Origin of the sequence: Mesorhizobium sp. NZP2234, from assembly GCF_013170765.1 — a bacterium.
GTDB classification, from domain to species: Bacteria; Pseudomonadota; Alphaproteobacteria; order Rhizobiales; family Rhizobiaceae; genus Mesorhizobium; species Mesorhizobium loti_D.
Genome location: NZ_CP033364.1, coordinates 2,539,854 through 2,554,597, shown reverse-complemented (window position 1 = coordinate 2,554,597; position 14,744 = coordinate 2,539,854). Strand labels below are relative to the sequence as shown.

The following is a 14,744-nucleotide window of genomic DNA, read 5'->3' as shown; positions in this document are numbered from 1 at the left end:
TTGCGCCTCCCTTGCAACATGGCAGGCGCGAACCTTTGCGCGGCGGGCGACCACGGCGCAAGACCCGAGATGCCTGCATGTGGGTTACGCAGCGGAGGCTAGACCAGCACCAGCCCCTGCCGCATCGCGATCGCGATGGCATCGGTGCGGTTGGCGGCCCCCAGCTTGATCAGGATCGCGGCGACGTGGAACTTCGCCGTGTGCACCGAAATGTTGAGCCGCCGCGCGATCACCTTGTTGGGCGCGCCTTCGGCGAGCAGCGCCAGCACTTCCGCCTCGCGCGGCGACAGCGCCGGGCGAACGGCATGGTCATCGGCCGGTTCATCCTCGAATGGCGCACCCTCGCCCGTATTGAAATCCTCATCGCGTCCGTGGCCGCCATCGCTGGTGACGCGATAGCCGGCCGCCGCCAGCCGCGCCGCCGCGGCGATCAGCAGATCGTCGGCGCCCGAGGGCATGACGGCGAACACGTCGCCGCCGGGGCGCTCGCCGCCCGCACGCCCCAGCAGCACCCGTGGAACCGAGGCCGGCACGGCATCTCCGCTCCTGTCGTCGATGATGGCGACGTCGGCCCTGCCGCCGCCTGCCGCCACCGGCAGCAGGTCGTCGCTGGCGGCAAGCGTCGCAGCCAGGCGCTCGGCGCGCGCGGCATCGGCAAGCGCAACCAGCACCACAAGCCGCCGCGAAGCGGCACCGTCACTCATGATCCGGTCGCTCGAGAGCGCTTCCATCAATCCTCTCAGCTCAGCGGCTTTTCGCCGATGGTCAATGTCACATCGCGCTGTTCGCCGCCACGGACCACGCCAAGCGTCACGGAAGCGCCGGCGCTGTCAGGGCCGAGCCTGCGGATCAGGTCGCGCGGGCCGTGCACGGCCTCGCCGTTCCAGGCCACGATGATATCGCCCAGCGACAGGCCAGCGGCCTTGGCCGGGCCATTGTGGTCGAGGCTCATCACCATCGCGCCCTTCGCGTCACGGTCGCGCACCGGATGCAGGCCCGCGCCGAGATAGCCACGGGCGACATGCCCCTTCTCGCGCAGCGTCGCGACCGCTCGCTCGATCGTCTCATAGGGCATGACCAACGCCCGGCCGCGCGGCCCGAACAACAGCATGCCGATCAGCCCGCCCTTGGCGTCGAGGACCGGACCGCCCTCGAAACGGCCGCCGGCGCCGACGGCCAGATTGATGCGCCGGTCGATCGTGCCGCCGCGCATCGAACGCCAGGCCGGGCCGACTTCGCCGACCGAGCCCGACACCGCAAGCGCCGAGCCCTGGCTGTTGCCGATGGCAATGGCGACATTGCCGGGCCGTACAGCGCCGGCCTTGGCCAGCGGCGCGGCATTCACGGCAGTTGCCGGCTTCAGCAGGGCAACGCCCGTCGAAGGATCGCGCCCGGTGAGCTCGGCCTTCACCGTCTCGCCCGAAGCCAGCGTCAGCTCGATCTCCTCGCCGGCCTCGACCGCCTCCTCGGCGGTGACGAAATAGCCGTCGCTCCAGTGGAAGGCGCTTGCCGTGCGGTGATGATGGGTAGTGAAGCTCGCGGTCGCCGGCGCCGCTTGTGCCGCAAGGTCGGCAACGGCTTGCGAAAACGCATTCAGATTGAAGTCACTCATGATGGTCTCCTGGGGTTCGTCATGTCCCAGATATCGCCCGACGGCGCCCCTGGAGGTACTCGCCTGACGGCTAGTTGGCGGTTTGACTGGCCATCTGGTCAGGTCGCGGCGGTTCCAGCCGCTCCGCACATATAGTGCGTGTTGCCCAAAAGTGCTCAGCCGTTTTGGGAACCACCGTACGCACAAGAGAAAAGGCATCGTCATGCCTGAAAACACGGAGCCCGCCCATGGCCCTCGCCGCCGCCAAACTCCAATCCGACGACACGCTGCTCGACGCCTATTCCATGACGGTCGCCGATGCTGTCGACCGCATCGGCCCAGCCGTCTGCCGCATCGAACGCATTGGTGGCCAGGGCGGTCATGGGTCCGGCTTCGTGATCGCGCCGGATGGGCTGGTCGTCACCAACTTCCACGTCGTGGGTGACGCGAAAACAGTGCGCGTGTCGATGCCGGACGGCGCGTCCAGCCAGGGCCGCGTGCTCGGCCGCGATCCCGACACCGATATCGCCCTGGTGCGCGCCGACGGCAGCTTTGCCGATGTCGCGCCGCTGGGCGATTCCAAGCGGCTCAGGCGCGGCCAGATAGCCATTGCCATCGGCAATCCGCTCGGCTTCGAATGGACGGTCACCTCGGGCGTGGTCTCCGCACTTGGCCGCTCGATGCGCGCCTCGACCGGCCGGCTGATCGACGACGTCATCCAGACCGATGCGGCACTCAATCCTGGCAATTCCGGCGGGCCGCTCGTGTCGTCGGCGGGCGAAGTCATCGGAGTCAACACCGCCATGATCCACGGCGCGCAAGGCATCGCCTTCGCGGTCGCCTCCAACACGGCCAATTTCGTCATCTCGGAGATCATCCGCTTCGGCCGCGTGCGCCGCGCCTTCATCGGCATCTCGGCCGACACCACCAATCTGCCGCGCCGCGCCGCCCTTCTGTCGCAGGTGTCGACCAGCACGGCAGTGCGGCTGCGCAGCGTCGAGAAGAATGGCCCGGCGGACAGTGCCGGCCTCAAGGAGGGCGACATCATCGCGGCAATAGATGGGCGCCCGGTCACAGGCGTCGACGACCTCGTGCGCATGCTCGACGCCGAGCGCATCGGCCGCGAGACGCTGTGCACGGTGGTGCGTCGCACCGGCGTCAGCCAGGTGGCGGTGACGCCGGTGGCACGGGCTGGGTGATCGCCTATCGCTGCTGGAAAACGCGCGTCAGCGCCGCCCCTCATCCGCCTGCCGGCACCTTCTCCCCGTATAGTGACGGGATAAGGTGGCTGGACGCAACCTCGGCGCTTTTCTTGCAAGGTTGATGGCTGGCGAAATCACCGATGAGGGCGTCTTTCTCCCCGTCACTATACGGGGAGAAATGCCCGGCAGGGCAATGAGGGGCGGCGCGGACTTCAGCGATAAATAAATCTGGCCACAGCCCTCCCGGAACAGTCGCTCACATCCCCGCGGCGCCCTCGGCGTACTGCGCCAGAAATTCCTCGCTGGGCGGGATCGGTTTGATGACATCGATCAGAACGCCATTGGGATCCCTGGTGATGAAATGGCGCTGGCCGAAGGGTTCGTCGCGCAGTGTTCGAAGAACCGGCAGGCCGGCGGCCAGGACCTGCTCGTAGACCGCATCGGGATCGCGGACCTCGAAGTTGATCAGCAGGCCCGAGGTGCGCCCCCGCCCCTCTTCCGGGATGGTTTCGTGGTCGCCCTGGACAATGCCCAGATTGACGCGCTTGTTCTCGATGGATTGCAGATGCACGTACCAGTCGCTTTCAAACAGCGGCTGGAAGCCGAAATGCTTGACGTAGAAGGCCGCCGTGCCGGCGACGTCGCCGGTCATCAGCACCGGGTAATAGCTGGTGGTCTTCATCTTTCCTTCTCCCTGGACATAACATACAGTCTGTATGTAAATTGAATTAACATACAGGCTGCATGTATGCAACAGGACCACGGACGCCGTTCCAACCGCGACCGCACCGAGGCAACGCGCGCCGATTTGATCGCGGCGGCGCGAAAGCTGTTCACCGAGAAATCCTATGCCGAGACCGGCACGCCGGAGATCGTCGTCGCGGCCGGCGTGACGCGCGGCGCGCTCTACCACCACTTCGCCGACAAGCAGGCGCTGTTTGCCGCCGTGGTCGAGCAGGAGGCGCAGGCGGTGGCGCAGGAGATCGACCGCGCTTCGCCACCCTCGCTCGAAGCCCGCGATGCGCTGATCGCCGGATCCGACGCCTATCTCGCCGCCATGCGCGTGCCCGGCCGCACGCGGCTGTTGCTGCTCGACGGCCCGGCCGTGCTCGGCCGCGCCGCCATGGATGCGGTCGACAACCGCCACGGCAACCGCTCGCTGCGCGAAGGCCTGGTCGCGGCGATGCGGGCCAACATGATGACGAGATTGCCGGTGGATGCACTGACCGCGCTGCTTGCCTCCGCCTTCGACCGCGCCGCACTCGCCATCGAGGCCGGCGGGTCAGTCGAGGATTATCGCGCCGTGCTCATGGCGCTGATTGACGGATTGTCTCCATCTCCTCGCCAGGCACTCCGCCCGGCTCGAACTCGTTGAAGCAGCCGAGCTCCCGCTTGAACTCCTCGATCAGCCAGGCGGCGGCCGGCTTCGGGCTGCGATCGGCGCGGTGCATGGCAAACAGCGACGAATTCACTTCCTTGTAGGGTTCCAGATCGAGTTCAACGAGGCGACCGGCGGCCAGGTCGTCGGCGATCAGCCAACGCGGCAGCCCGCCCCAGCCGAGCCCCTCGCGCATCAGCATATGTTTGGTGCGCACGTCCGTCAGCCGCCATGTCCGGTAGGCAAAGACGCCATAGTCGCGCCCCTTGGTGCGCTCGGACTGGTCAGTGACGACAAGCTGGATATGCTCGCGCACATCCTCGATCGCCACGGGCTTCGGCAACTGTGCCAGCGGGTGGCTGGGTGCGGCGGCCGGAACCAGTGTCATGAAGCCAATGCGAATGAGATGCACGTCGACCTCGCCGAGAAGGCCGCCAATGCCAAGATCGGCCTGTCCGCTGACGACATGATCTGGAATCACGCCGAGCGTGCCTATATGCAGGCGCAGCATCACGGTAGGAAACTGCGCCTCGAATGCCTTCAGCACCCGCACCAGCACCGGTGCGGGCAACGAGACATCGACCGACAGCGCGACTTCCGCCTCCAGCCCATGATGGTGGCCGTCGACCCGAGAACGCATGCGCTGCAGCACGCCGATCATGCGCCTTGCATCCTCCAGCATTGCCCGGCCGATCTCGGTCAGCTGCGGCTCGCGGGTGCCCTCGCGTTCGAAAAGCTTCAGCCCAAGCTGCGCCTCGAGATTGGCGATGCCGTAGCTGATGACCGATTGGGCGCGGTTGAGCTTGCGGCCGGCGGCCGAGAAGCTCCCGGTATCGGCAACGGCGACAAGGATCTGAAGCTGATCGAGGGTCGGGTTGGGTTGCGCCATTGTACCTACTTTGTGGATGGATTGTATAGAAAATATACCAGTTTATCTGATGGGTTGATAGCCCCATATGCAGCGGGACAATTCATTCCAATGGAGAAACCCGCTATGTCCATTCTTCTTGTAACCTCGAGCCCGCGCGGCGCTGCCTCGCACTCAACGCGCATCGCCACTGAATTCGCCGAGAAACTCCTCGCCGCCGACCCGTCGAACACGCTTGTCGTGCGCGACCTCGTCGCCAACCCCCTGCCGCATATCGATGCCGACTATTCAACCGGCATCTACACGCCTGCCGAAGCGCGCACACCGCGCCAGGCTGAAGTCGTCGGCGTCTCAGACGTCGTGCTCGACGAGCTGTTCGCCGCCGACACCGTGATCCTGGCCACCGGCTTCATCAACTTCAACATCTCCTCGACGCTCAAGTCCTGGGTCGATCACATCGCCCGTTCCGGCAGGAGCTTTGCCTATGGCGAGAACGGCCCCAAGGGCCTCGTCACCGGCAAGAAGGTCTATATCGTGCTGGCTTCGGGCGGCATCTATTCGGAAGGTGCTGCCGTGCAGTTCGATCACGCGGTTCCCTATCTGCGCGGCGTGCTCGGCTTCCTCGGCATGACCGATGTCGACGTCATCCGCATCGAAGGCGTCGGCATGGGCCCTGACGCGGTGACATCAGCGCTCGCCAAGGCGACCGCCAAGGTCGACGCCGTGGTGGCCAGCCAGCAGGTCGCCGTCGCCGCGTAAACATGCGCGCTCACCCCACCTGAATTGAAAACGGCAGGCGCGTCAGCGCCTGCCGTTTTCGTGGCAAGCGGCGCGACAAGTTGCGCATGGAAAATGGATGTATTGCGTTGGTTGGATTGCCGCGCAACGCCATTGGTTATTCTGCTTGACTGCGTTATCGGTCTCAGATGTTCCTTTCCGTCGCCACAACACATCGTCCGGCCACAGATCTCGGCTTTTTGCTGCGCAAGCACCCCGATCGTCTGCACGAGACTGAGCTATCCTTCGGCAAGGCTTGGCTGTTCTATCCGGAAGCGACCGACGAGCGTTGCGAGGCTGTGCTTCTGCTAGACGTCGACCCGATAGGCCTCGTGCGGGGGAAGGGTCTGGCAGAAGGTTTGCTGGACCAGTATGTAAACGACCGCCCGTATGCGGCATCGTCCTTCCTGTCAGTGGCATTGAACAAAGCACTGCGGACCGCGATGACCGGCATATCAAAGGAGCGCCAGCAATTGGCCGACAGCGACCTGCCGCTCGAAGCCGTGGTAACCCCGCTGCCGATGCGCGGCGGCGAGGCTCTCGTGCGAGGTCTGTTCGAACCTCTGGGATGGACCGTCGACCTGACGCCGATCGAGACTATTGGATCTGGAGCAGGCGGCCCCCGATACGGTCGTCTGAGGCTGACTGGCACCGGCCGGCTGAGCAGCCTGCTCAACCACCTCTATGTCCTGATCCCGGTGATGGACGACGCCAAGCACTACTGGGTTGGCGAGGCCGAGATCGACAAGCTGCTGTCCAAAGGCGAGGGCTGGCTGGAAAACCATCCGGTCAAAGACCTGATCGTGCGCCGTTATCTGCGCAACCGGGGTGCGTTAGCCCGCACCGCCCTGGAGCGACTGGCCCCCGAGACGGCCGGCGAGGCCCTGCCTGCCGAAGCCCGGGTTGCGCCCGAGGAAGCGCTTGAGGCGCCCATCCGGCTGAATGACCTGCGCATGGACGCTGTTGTGAAGGCCATCCGTACGACCGGCGGGACCAGTGTTGCAGATCTGGGATGCGGCGAAGGCAAGCTGCTCTATCGGCTCGTGCGCGAGCGATGGGTTCACAAGCTGTTCGGGCTCGACCCCGCAGTTCGTGAACTGGAATGGGCTGCCAAGCGTCTCAAGCTGAACGAGTTCGGCGGACCGCCCGAGGGCCGGGTCACGCTGCTGCATGGATCGCTGACATATCGCGACAGCCGCTGGGCGGAAGCCGACGTTGCCGTGTTGGTCGAGGTCATCGAACATCTCGACGAGGACAGGCTGCCCTTGATCGAACGTGTTGTGTTCGGCGAGACGGCGCCCAAATTCGTCATCGTGACCACTCCGAACGCTGACTATAACGCCTTGTTCCCCAATCTGGCCCCCGGCGCTTTTCGCCATCCCGATCACCGTTTTGAATGGAGCCGGGATCGCTTTGAAGCCTGGGCGGCCAGGATTGGCGAGGCCTATGGCTATGGCGCGGTCTTCAGTGGCATCGGAGCCGAGGACTCCGCGCTGGGCGCGCCCACGCAAATGGCGGTTTTCACCCGATGAGAGAGCCCGACAAGACCGACCTCGCCATCCCTGACTTCGCCCTCGTCGTGCTGATCGGCTCGACCGGATCGGGCAAGTCGACCTTCGCCGGCAGGCATTTTCTGCCGACCGAAATCATCTCGTCGGATCAATGCCGCGCACTCGTCTGCGACAATGAGACTGATCAGGATGTCTCCGCCGACGCCTTCGAGCTCGTGCGCGAGATCGCCGGCAAGCGGCTCAAGCACCGCAAGCTAGCGGTCATCGACGCCACCAATGTGCGAGCAGCGGACCGCAAGGCCTGGATCGAACTGGCGCGCAAGTGGCACGCCTTGCCGGTCGCCGTAGTCATCGATCCAGGCGTCGATGTCTGCGTCGCTCGCAACGCGTTGCGACCCGACCGGCCATTCGGCGCCGGCGTGGTCCAGCGCATGACCACCGAAATTCGCAAGGGCCTCGGCGGCCTGCAACGCGAAGGTTTCCGCCAAGTCTGGAAGCTTGCCAGCGAGGCCAGTATCGACGCGGCCAAGGTCTCGCGCCAGCCCTTGTGGACCGACAAGCGCGACGACCATGGTCCGTTCGACATCATAGGCGACATCCACGGCTGCGCCGATGAACTTCAGGCCTTGCTCACTCAACTCGGTTACAGCGTCGCCTGGTCCGAGGATCAGGGCGAACGAGCCGTCACCGTGACGCCGCCGGAAGGCCGCAAGATCGTCTTTGTCGGCGACCTCGTCGATCGCGGTCCCAACGTGCCCGACGCCTTGCGCATCGCCATGAGCATGGTCGCGGCCGGCACAGCCTACTGTGTCCAGGGCAATCACGAACGCAAACTCGGCCGCTGGCTGGAAGGCCGCAAGGTGACGATCGCCCACGGCCTGCAGCAAACCATCGACCAGCTTGGCGTTCAGGATCGCGGCCTGCGAGAGGCGTTGCCGGCCTTCCTCGACAGCCTGCGCAGCCATGTCTGGCTGGACGGCGGCAGCCTCGCCGTCGCCCATGCCGGCCTCAAGGAAGAGATGATCGGACGCGGCTCCGGCGCCGTGCGCGAGTTCGCCCTCTATGGCGAAACCACGGGCGAAATCGACGAATTCGGCCTGCCCGTCCGCGCCGACTGGGCCGCCGCCTATCGCGGCAAGACCGCCGTGGTCTATGGGCACACGCCGGTTCTGTCGGCCGAGTGGGTCAACAACACCCTTTGCATCGACACCGGCTGCGTATTCGGCGGCAAGCTGACGGCCTTTCGCTGGCCGGAACGCGAACTGGTCGAGGTGCCGGCAATCCAGACCTGGTCCGAACCGGTGCGCCCGCTCGGTGGGTCCTCCGGTCTGGGCAAATCGGCACAGGCCGATGCCGACGGGGTGCTCGACTATCAGGATGTCTCGGGGCGCCGCTGGATCGAGACCGAACTGAGGGGCCGGGTCGTTGTGGCCGAGGAGAACGCGTCGGCGGCACTTGAGGTGATGAGCCGCTTCGCGCTGTCGCCACAGTGGCTGATGTATCTGCCGCCGACGATGTCGCCATCCGAGACCAGCAGCCAAAGCGGCTGGCTGGAGCGCCCCGAGGAAGCCTTCGCCCATTTCCGAGAGCGTGGCGTCACCCAAATCGTATGCGAGGAGAAGCACATGGGTTCGCGGGCAGTCATCGCGCTGTGCCGAAACGCTCAGACGGCGCGCGACCGGTTCGGAGTCCCGGGCGACGAGACCGGCGCGATCTGGACCCGGACCGGACGCTCTTTTTTCAACGATCCCGGCATGACGGAGGGCCTGCTCGCCCGCCTCCGCGCCAGGGTCGAGGCTGAGGATATATGGAGGGAATTGGACAGCGATTGGCTGCTGCTGGATGCTGAGATCATGCCCTGGTCGGCCAAGGCCGGCAGCCTGATTGAAAGCCAGTATGCCCCGGTGGCGACGTCTGCGGCCGCAGGCCTCCAAGCCAGTCGTGAAGCGCTGGCCCGTGCGATGGCGCGTGGCGTCGATGCGGCCGCGCTCGACGCGCGCCTTGAGGACAGGGCTGCGCGCGCGGCCAGATACGCCACCGCCTGGGCGCCTTACATGTGGCCGGTCTCGGGCATCGAGGACCTGAAGGTAGCGCCGTTTCACCTGCTCGCCAGTGAAGGGCGTGTCTGGTTCGACCAGGACCACGTCTGGCACATGACGCTTGCAGACCGTCTGGCTGCCGGCGATGGCGTGGTAACGCGAACACAATGGCGGGTGGTCGATCTGGCCGACGCCAGTGCTTGTGCGGAGGCTGTCGCCTGGTGGGACACGCTGACCGGCTCGGGCGGCGAAGGCATGGTGGTGAAGCCGCGCGACTTCGTCAGCCGGAACAAGAAGGGGATCATCCAGCCGGCGCTGAAGGTGCGCGGCCACGAGTACCTGCGCATCATCTATGGTCCGGAATATGATGCACCCGACAATCTGGTGCGCCTGCGGGAACGAGGCTTGAGCGGCAAGCGCAATCTGGCACTCAGGGAGTTCGCGCTCGGTCACGAGGCGCTGAAGCGGTTTGTCGCCAGGCAGCCGCTAAGACGTGTCCACGAGTGTGTTTTCGGTGTCCTGGCGCTGGAGAGCGAGCCAATCGATCCCAGGCTGTAATCTATCCGAAGATTTTGTCACCCTGCTCGTCGCCTGAATGCCGCCTTGATTGAGATGTCAACGGCATCGTCGAGCCCGGCGAAACGGTCGGCGCGCACGCCTACCCTTCTCTGTTATCAGACGTCCTTTGCCTGGCCGGTCGTGTCCGTCGCATCTTGCGTCATTTCCGACAGCGGCGGCAGCACGACAGCTGGATGGCGGCCTTCGCGCAGCATCAGGCCAAGACTGTAGTCGACGGCGAGCTTCATCGCACCAAGCGCCGTGCCGCCGTCTTCCAGCGAACTGACGGCGATCCTTGTCGGCCAGGCAAGCTCCGCCGCGACATCCGCGACCTTTTCCGTCATCAGCGGGTTTCTGCCGACGCCACCGCCAAGCACGATGAGGCCGGGATCGAGCATGCCGATGCAGCCGGCCGCCAGCCTGCCGATATCGGCGGCATGGCGCGCGACGGCCGCCACCGCGGGGGCCGAGCCCTCCAGCGCGCGTGCGAACAGATCCTTGGCCGAATCGGGCGGCGCACCCTCCCCCGCCGGCCAGTCGACACGGCAGCGCTCGATCAGCGCCCGTGAGCCGAGATAGTGTTCCAACCCCTCACGATAGGGCGTCTCGCTGGTCGACCACGGAAACGGCATGCGGCCGATTTCGCCGGCGGCACCGCCGGCGCCGCGAAACAGGCGCCCCTCGGTGATGAAGCCGAGGCCGACCCGCACGCCGACCTGCAGGAAAGCGAAGGTCTGGTGGCCTTGCGCGGCGCCAAAATGCATTTCGCCGATGGCCGCGCAGTTGACGTTGTTTTCCAGGATGATCGGCACCTCGATGCCGCGGCGCAGCAGGCCAAGCACGGCGGACGGCCCACCAGGGCGGTCAAAACGATCGTTGGACACGATGCGCGGCACCGCCACCGCGATGGCGCGCAGCGCGCGAAAACTCCTGGCCACCCCAGCCATGGTGGCACGCGCCACCGACAGCACGACGGCGCCGATCTCGTCGGCATCGCCGGCTATCGTTTCCGGGATGGGCTCTTCCGCCGACGCCAGCTTCTGCGCGTCCATCGAATAGGCCACAGCGCGCACTTGGGCGGCGCCGACATCGATACCAACAGCATAACCCGCACCCGGGCCGATGCCGTAGATCGTCGCCGTGCGGCCGATGGCGCCGCGCTCAATCCCACGCGAGGCGACGAGGCCGAGCGCGCTCAGTTCCGAAACCGCCGCCGACATGGTCGGCTTCGACAGGTCGAGCATGGCGCCAAGCTTCGGCCGTGTCACCGGCCCATGCGAAGCGAGCAGGCGCAGCACGGCGCGGGCGCTGTCGGTCAGATTGGGGATTTCCGCAGCCGCCATCTCAGCCGTTCGACCTTTGCCCGAAATCCTGCCTCCAGTCGGTGAAAGCGAGATCGCCGCCCCGACTCGAAAGCCGCATCCCTCTCTCAATGCCCCATTGCCAGCCTGTTTGGCAATTTCCACGCTGACGTCAGACTTCCGTCGGCGACCACGGCTTAAGCTTGGTGTCGGTCTGGCGATAGCGGAAGGTGATGTCCGTGAGCCCGGCCGCGTCCTGCATGTCGCCGACGACAAGCTGGATGGCGATGATTTCCAATATGGCGTCCGCCATGGCGTTGCCGAGGGTTGGAATGGAGATCACCACCAGGCTTTCGGCATCGGCGACATCCGTGCGCCTCGTCACCAGCGCGCAAGGACAGCCGAAGCCGGCCATGTCCTGCGCGATCTTGACCTCGCGGCCGTCGCCGATGGCGATCACGCCGGTGGCCGCATCCTGCGATTCCATCGGCCCATGCAGATAGTTCAGCGTATCCCATCCCGAGGCCGGCACCCGAACGGCTTCGCGGATCAGCATCGCGGCCTCGCCGGCATTGGCGAAGCCGACACCGGCGCCGACAATGTCGATTGACGTCCTGCCCTGCAGCAGCCGCGCCGCCTGCCCGGCCGCCTGTTGTGCGCCGGACAGGACGTTGGCGACAGCACCGGGCAAACGCGTCCAGTCGAAACCGTTGCCGGCAAACCTGTCGATCAGCATGCCGAGCGCCAGCAAGGTCCCTGTGTAGCCCGTCGAACTCGCACCATTGTCGGCGCCCGAATCCGTGGCCAGCACCGCGCCGGTCAGATCAGCCAGCGGATTGTCGCTGCCCCGGCAAACCGCCAGGCGTGGCGACGCTGATGCCTCGCGCATGACATCGCAGATTTCGCGGCTCTGCCCCGAGGCAGAGAGCGCGATGAAGGCATCGGCGGCTTCATCCGTGCGGCCATAGAGATCGGTCGGCGTGTAGGCGAAAGCCCTGATGCCGGAAGCGCGCAGGTACAGCGCGCCGGCCAGCGCCGCCTGATAGCTGGCGCCGATGCCTGCAAGCCCGATCGTCTTGCCGGCAAAAGCGCTGAGATCGAGACCCTCGAGCGCCGCGGCCACCGACGCCCGGCCGATCTCGAGACTTTCCGTCTGGCGCGCCACCGCCTGGCGATAACCGATACGCTGCTGCATTCAAACGGCTCCAATTTGTGAGGACAACCCTTGGCCGACGAGCAGTCGCCTGGCCAAGGCGACCGCGCCAAGCACCGGTGGCTCGCGCAGCAGCAGCACCTGGCTCGACGGCGACACTTTTGCCATGGCCTCGACGAATGCCGTCATCAGCATCGGCTGCTCCGAAATGACACCGCCACCGGCCACCACAAGGGCGGGATTGGCGCCGCGTTCGATCAACAGTTCGACCAGCGCGGCAAGCCCAGCCCCGCCTTCCCGAATGACGCGGTTTGCCAGCACCGAGCCGGCGATCGCCGCATCGAACACGGCGTTGGCATATCGGCCCCAGACCGCGGCACCGCGCGTTTCGTTGAGCAGGATGCCGAGCTTGGTCTGGTCGTCGGTGTTGAGTTCGCGCATCAGCGCGGCAATCAGCGGATCGCCCTGCTGACCCCGATCGAGGCTGTGGCGGATTGCCTTCGCGGCCTCGCGCACCAGGGCCGGCGCGCTGCCCTCGTCGCCGAGGATCCAGCCCCAGCCGCCGGCCGCCAGCATCTTGCCGTCAGCCGCGCGCGCCACCGCGATGGAGCCGGTGCCGGAGACGACACCGATGCCATCGACATGGCCGGCGGCCGGCACCATGAGCTCGGCGTCGTTGACCACCTGCACCGCGCCGCCGGTCCTGGCTGCCAGCAGCGCCTGGAAGTGCAGGCATTGTTCACCCGTGTCGCAGCCATGGGCGCCGACCGCCAACGCGGCGGGCGCGACGCCGCCGCACAGATTGGTGACGATGCCGGCCAATGTCGTCGCATCGGTCTCCATCTGGCGAATGCGCCAGCTCTCCGTCACCAGCACCTCGTCGGCGATCATGCGCTCGCCCAGATACGCCATGATGCGCGTCTTGGTGCCGCCGATATCCACGCCTGCAATGATTTTCTGGGTCACCGATATCCACCGCGCATGCCGGACGGAGCGGGTTGCCGCGTCCAATTCACATTAGTTAGGAAACTTTACAAACTATCTTTCCAGACGGCAAGAACTATGATTTGATAATCGTCGTAAAAAGCGCATCAAGCGCATTGGGAGATTGCAACATGAGCAGGAGAAGGATGGGTCTGGCCCTCGCGGCCGCGTCTTTCGCATGGGGATTGGCAGCCGGCGTGGCGCATGCAACCGACATCTCGTTCTGGACCTGGCGCCAGGAAGACAAGGCCGCCTACAACGAACTTTTCGCCGATTTCACCAAGGAGAACCCGGACATCCATGTGAAGTTCGAGTCGTTCCCGGATGAGAACTACCCGACCATCGTCTCGACGGCGCTGGCCGCCGGCAAGGGCGGCGACGTCATCCACACCCATGCTTACGGCTGGCTGGAGCAGTTCGTTAAATCAGGCTATTTCGAGCCGCAGGATCTCACCACCGTCCCCTCGCTCGCCAACCAGCCCGCCGATGCGCTGGTGGCCGGCACCTACCGCGCCGACAAGAAGGTCTATTCCCTGCCCTTCGCTTCGCAGACGCTCGGCCTGTTCATCAACAAGGACGTCTTTGCCAAGGCCGGGTTGACGCCGCCGACCACATGGGACGAGTTCATCACCGTCAGCAAGGCGCTGAAGGACAAGGGTATTTATCCCCTCGCCAACGGCATGGGCACCAGCTGGTTCAACGAGATGTTCGTGGCCATCTTCACCAACCCGTTCCTCGGCCAGGATTTCGTCAGCGACCTGACGTCGGGCAAGACCACCTTCAAGGACCCGCGCTATGTCGCGGCGCTCGGCAAGCTGCTCGAACTGCGCGACTACATGCCTCCCGGTTTCGAAGGCATCGACTACGACACCGCGGGCCAGCTGTTCATCAGCGGCAAGGCGGCGATGCTGGCCGGCGGCAGCTTCGACATCGCCACCTACAGGAGCCAGAACCCGGCCATCAACATGGACTTCGTCGCCCCGCCCATGGCCAAGGCCGGCGATACACCGCAGGTGACCAAGTTCTTCGACGGCGGCTATGCGGTCAACGGCAAGTCAGCCAACAAGGGGGCGGCGCTCAAGCTGGTCAACTGGATGGGCACCAAGGAGTTCGGCGACAAGTTCTCCGCCCTTCTCGGCAACATCTCGCCCATCAAGGGCGTCGTCATCAAGGACGAGCTGCTCGCCCACGTCGCCAAGTTGAACGAAACCGCCATGCCGCATATCAATGTCGTCTACTTCCGTTTCGAGAAGCCGACGGGATCGGAACTGCTGCAGGGCGACATCACCAAGATGATGTCGGGTTCGATCACCCCTGACCAGTTGGCCGCCGACCTGACCGACGGCCTCGCCAAATGGTACAAGCCTTTCCAGGGCAAGTGA

Annotated in this window: 13 protein-coding genes; 6 read left to right on the top strand and 7 right to left on the bottom strand. The window is 65.4% G+C overall.

The window, feature by feature from the left end; all coding sequences use genetic code 11:
- Positions 1–98 precede the first annotated feature (98 nt).
- On the bottom strand, positions 99–731 hold the full coding sequence (locus EB230_RS12545; RefSeq protein ID WP_056578465.1) for a helix-turn-helix transcriptional regulator: 633 nt from the start codon (positions 729–731) through the stop codon (positions 99–101).
- 8 nt (positions 732–739) lie between these two features.
- On the bottom strand, positions 740–1,612 hold the full coding sequence (locus tag EB230_RS12540; protein WP_172372529.1) for a S1C family serine protease: 873 nt from the start codon (positions 1,610–1,612) through the stop codon (positions 740–742).
- Between the two features lie 227 nt (positions 1,613–1,839).
- Between EB230_RS12540 and EB230_RS12535 the strand changes: the two genes are divergently transcribed.
- Positions 1,840–2,790 carry a trypsin-like peptidase domain-containing protein gene (locus EB230_RS12535; RefSeq protein WP_172372527.1) on the top strand — a complete coding sequence of 317 codons (951 nt, stop codon included), beginning with the start codon at positions 1,840–1,842 and terminating at the stop codon, positions 2,788–2,790.
- Positions 2,791–3,049: 259 nt separating this feature from the next.
- Here EB230_RS12535 and EB230_RS12530 read toward each other — a convergent pair whose 3' ends face one another.
- Entirely contained in the window at positions 3,050–3,475 is a 426-nt protein-coding gene (locus EB230_RS12530) for a VOC family protein (protein ID WP_056578474.1), read from the bottom strand.
- A gap of 66 nt (positions 3,476–3,541) precedes the next feature.
- On the opposite strand from EB230_RS12530, the gene EB230_RS12525 reads away from it, so the two are divergent.
- Positions 3,542–4,168 carry a TetR/AcrR family transcriptional regulator gene (locus EB230_RS12525; RefSeq protein WP_172372525.1) on the top strand — a complete coding sequence of 209 codons (627 nt, stop codon included), beginning with the start codon at positions 3,542–3,544 and terminating at the stop codon, positions 4,166–4,168.
- On the opposite strand, the gene EB230_RS12520 is transcribed toward EB230_RS12525, so the two are convergent.
- Positions 4,101–5,060 (bottom strand): LysR family transcriptional regulator, encoded by a 960-nt coding sequence (locus EB230_RS12520; RefSeq protein ID WP_172372523.1) that lies wholly within the window; start codon positions 5,058–5,060, stop codon positions 4,101–4,103. The genes EB230_RS12525 and EB230_RS12520 overlap by 68 nt on opposite strands.
- A 105-nt stretch (positions 5,061–5,165) precedes the next feature.
- Here EB230_RS12520 and EB230_RS12515 point away from each other — a divergent pair, with 105 nt between their 5' ends.
- The 3 genes from EB230_RS12515 (at position 5,166) to EB230_RS12505 (ending at position 9,924) form a co-directional block, all read left to right on the top strand.
- A complete protein-coding gene (locus tag EB230_RS12515; RefSeq protein ID WP_172372521.1) occupies positions 5,166–5,798 on the top strand; it encodes an FMN-dependent NADH-azoreductase in 633 nt (210 codons plus the stop codon).
- Between the two features lie 167 nt (positions 5,799–5,965).
- On the top strand, positions 5,966–7,348 hold the full coding sequence (locus tag EB230_RS12510; RefSeq protein WP_172372519.1) for a 3' terminal RNA ribose 2'-O-methyltransferase Hen1: 1,383 nt from the start codon (positions 5,966–5,968) through the stop codon (positions 7,346–7,348).
- Complete coding sequence (locus tag EB230_RS12505; RefSeq protein WP_172372517.1) at positions 7,345–9,924, top strand: polynucleotide kinase-phosphatase; 2,580 nt, start codon at positions 7,345–7,347, stop codon at positions 9,922–9,924. The genes EB230_RS12510 and EB230_RS12505 overlap by 4 nt, the downstream gene beginning before the upstream one ends.
- 116 nt (positions 9,925–10,040) lie before the next feature.
- Here EB230_RS12505 and EB230_RS12500 read toward each other — a convergent pair whose 3' ends face one another.
- From EB230_RS12500 to EB230_RS12490, 3 genes are all read right to left on the bottom strand, one after another.
- Positions 10,041–11,267 (bottom strand): ROK family transcriptional regulator, encoded by a 1,227-nt coding sequence (locus tag EB230_RS12500; RefSeq protein WP_172372516.1) that lies wholly within the window; start codon positions 11,265–11,267, stop codon positions 10,041–10,043.
- Between the two features lie 130 nt (positions 11,268–11,397).
- Positions 11,398–12,420 (bottom strand): SIS domain-containing protein, encoded by a 1,023-nt coding sequence (locus EB230_RS12495; RefSeq protein WP_172372515.1) that lies wholly within the window; start codon positions 12,418–12,420, stop codon positions 11,398–11,400.
- Positions 12,421–13,344, bottom strand: a complete 924-nt coding sequence (locus EB230_RS12490) for a BadF/BadG/BcrA/BcrD ATPase family protein (protein WP_246738940.1) — start codon at positions 13,342–13,344, stop codon at positions 12,421–12,423.
- Positions 13,345–13,493: 149 nt separating this feature from the next.
- Here EB230_RS12490 and EB230_RS12485 point away from each other — a divergent pair, with 149 nt between their 5' ends.
- Complete coding sequence (locus tag EB230_RS12485; RefSeq protein ID WP_172372514.1) at positions 13,494–14,744, top strand: extracellular solute-binding protein; 1,251 nt, start codon at positions 13,494–13,496, stop codon at positions 14,742–14,744.

Coding starts and splice junctions, on each gene's coding strand:
- EB230_RS12545 (WP_056578465.1), bottom strand. CDS start 731: ATGGAAGCGCTCTCGAGCGACCGGATCATGAGTGACGGTGCCGCTTCG.
- EB230_RS12540 (WP_172372529.1), bottom strand. CDS start 1,612: ATGAGTGACTTCAATCTGAATGCGTTTTCGCAAGCCGTTGCCGACCTT.
- EB230_RS12535 (WP_172372527.1), top strand. CDS start 1,840: ATGGCCCTCGCCGCCGCCAAACTCCAATCCGACGACACGCTGCTCGAC.
- EB230_RS12530 (WP_056578474.1), bottom strand. CDS start 3,475: ATGAAGACCACCAGCTATTACCCGGTGCTGATGACCGGCGACGTCGCC.
- EB230_RS12525 (WP_172372525.1), top strand. CDS start 3,542: ATGCAACAGGACCACGGACGCCGTTCCAACCGCGACCGCACCGAGGCA.
- EB230_RS12520 (WP_172372523.1), bottom strand. CDS start 5,060: ATGGCGCAACCCAACCCGACCCTCGATCAGCTTCAGATCCTTGTCGCC.
- EB230_RS12515 (WP_172372521.1), top strand. CDS start 5,166: ATGTCCATTCTTCTTGTAACCTCGAGCCCGCGCGGCGCTGCCTCGCAC.
- EB230_RS12510 (WP_172372519.1), top strand. CDS start 5,966: ATGTTCCTTTCCGTCGCCACAACACATCGTCCGGCCACAGATCTCGGC.
- EB230_RS12505 (WP_172372517.1), top strand. CDS start 7,345: ATGAGAGAGCCCGACAAGACCGACCTCGCCATCCCTGACTTCGCCCTC.
- EB230_RS12500 (WP_172372516.1), bottom strand. CDS start 11,267: ATGGCGGCTGCGGAAATCCCCAATCTGACCGACAGCGCCCGCGCCGTG.
- EB230_RS12495 (WP_172372515.1), bottom strand. CDS start 12,420: ATGCAGCAGCGTATCGGTTATCGCCAGGCGGTGGCGCGCCAGACGGAA.
- EB230_RS12485 (WP_172372514.1), top strand. CDS start 13,494: ATGAGCAGGAGAAGGATGGGTCTGGCCCTCGCGGCCGCGTCTTTCGCA.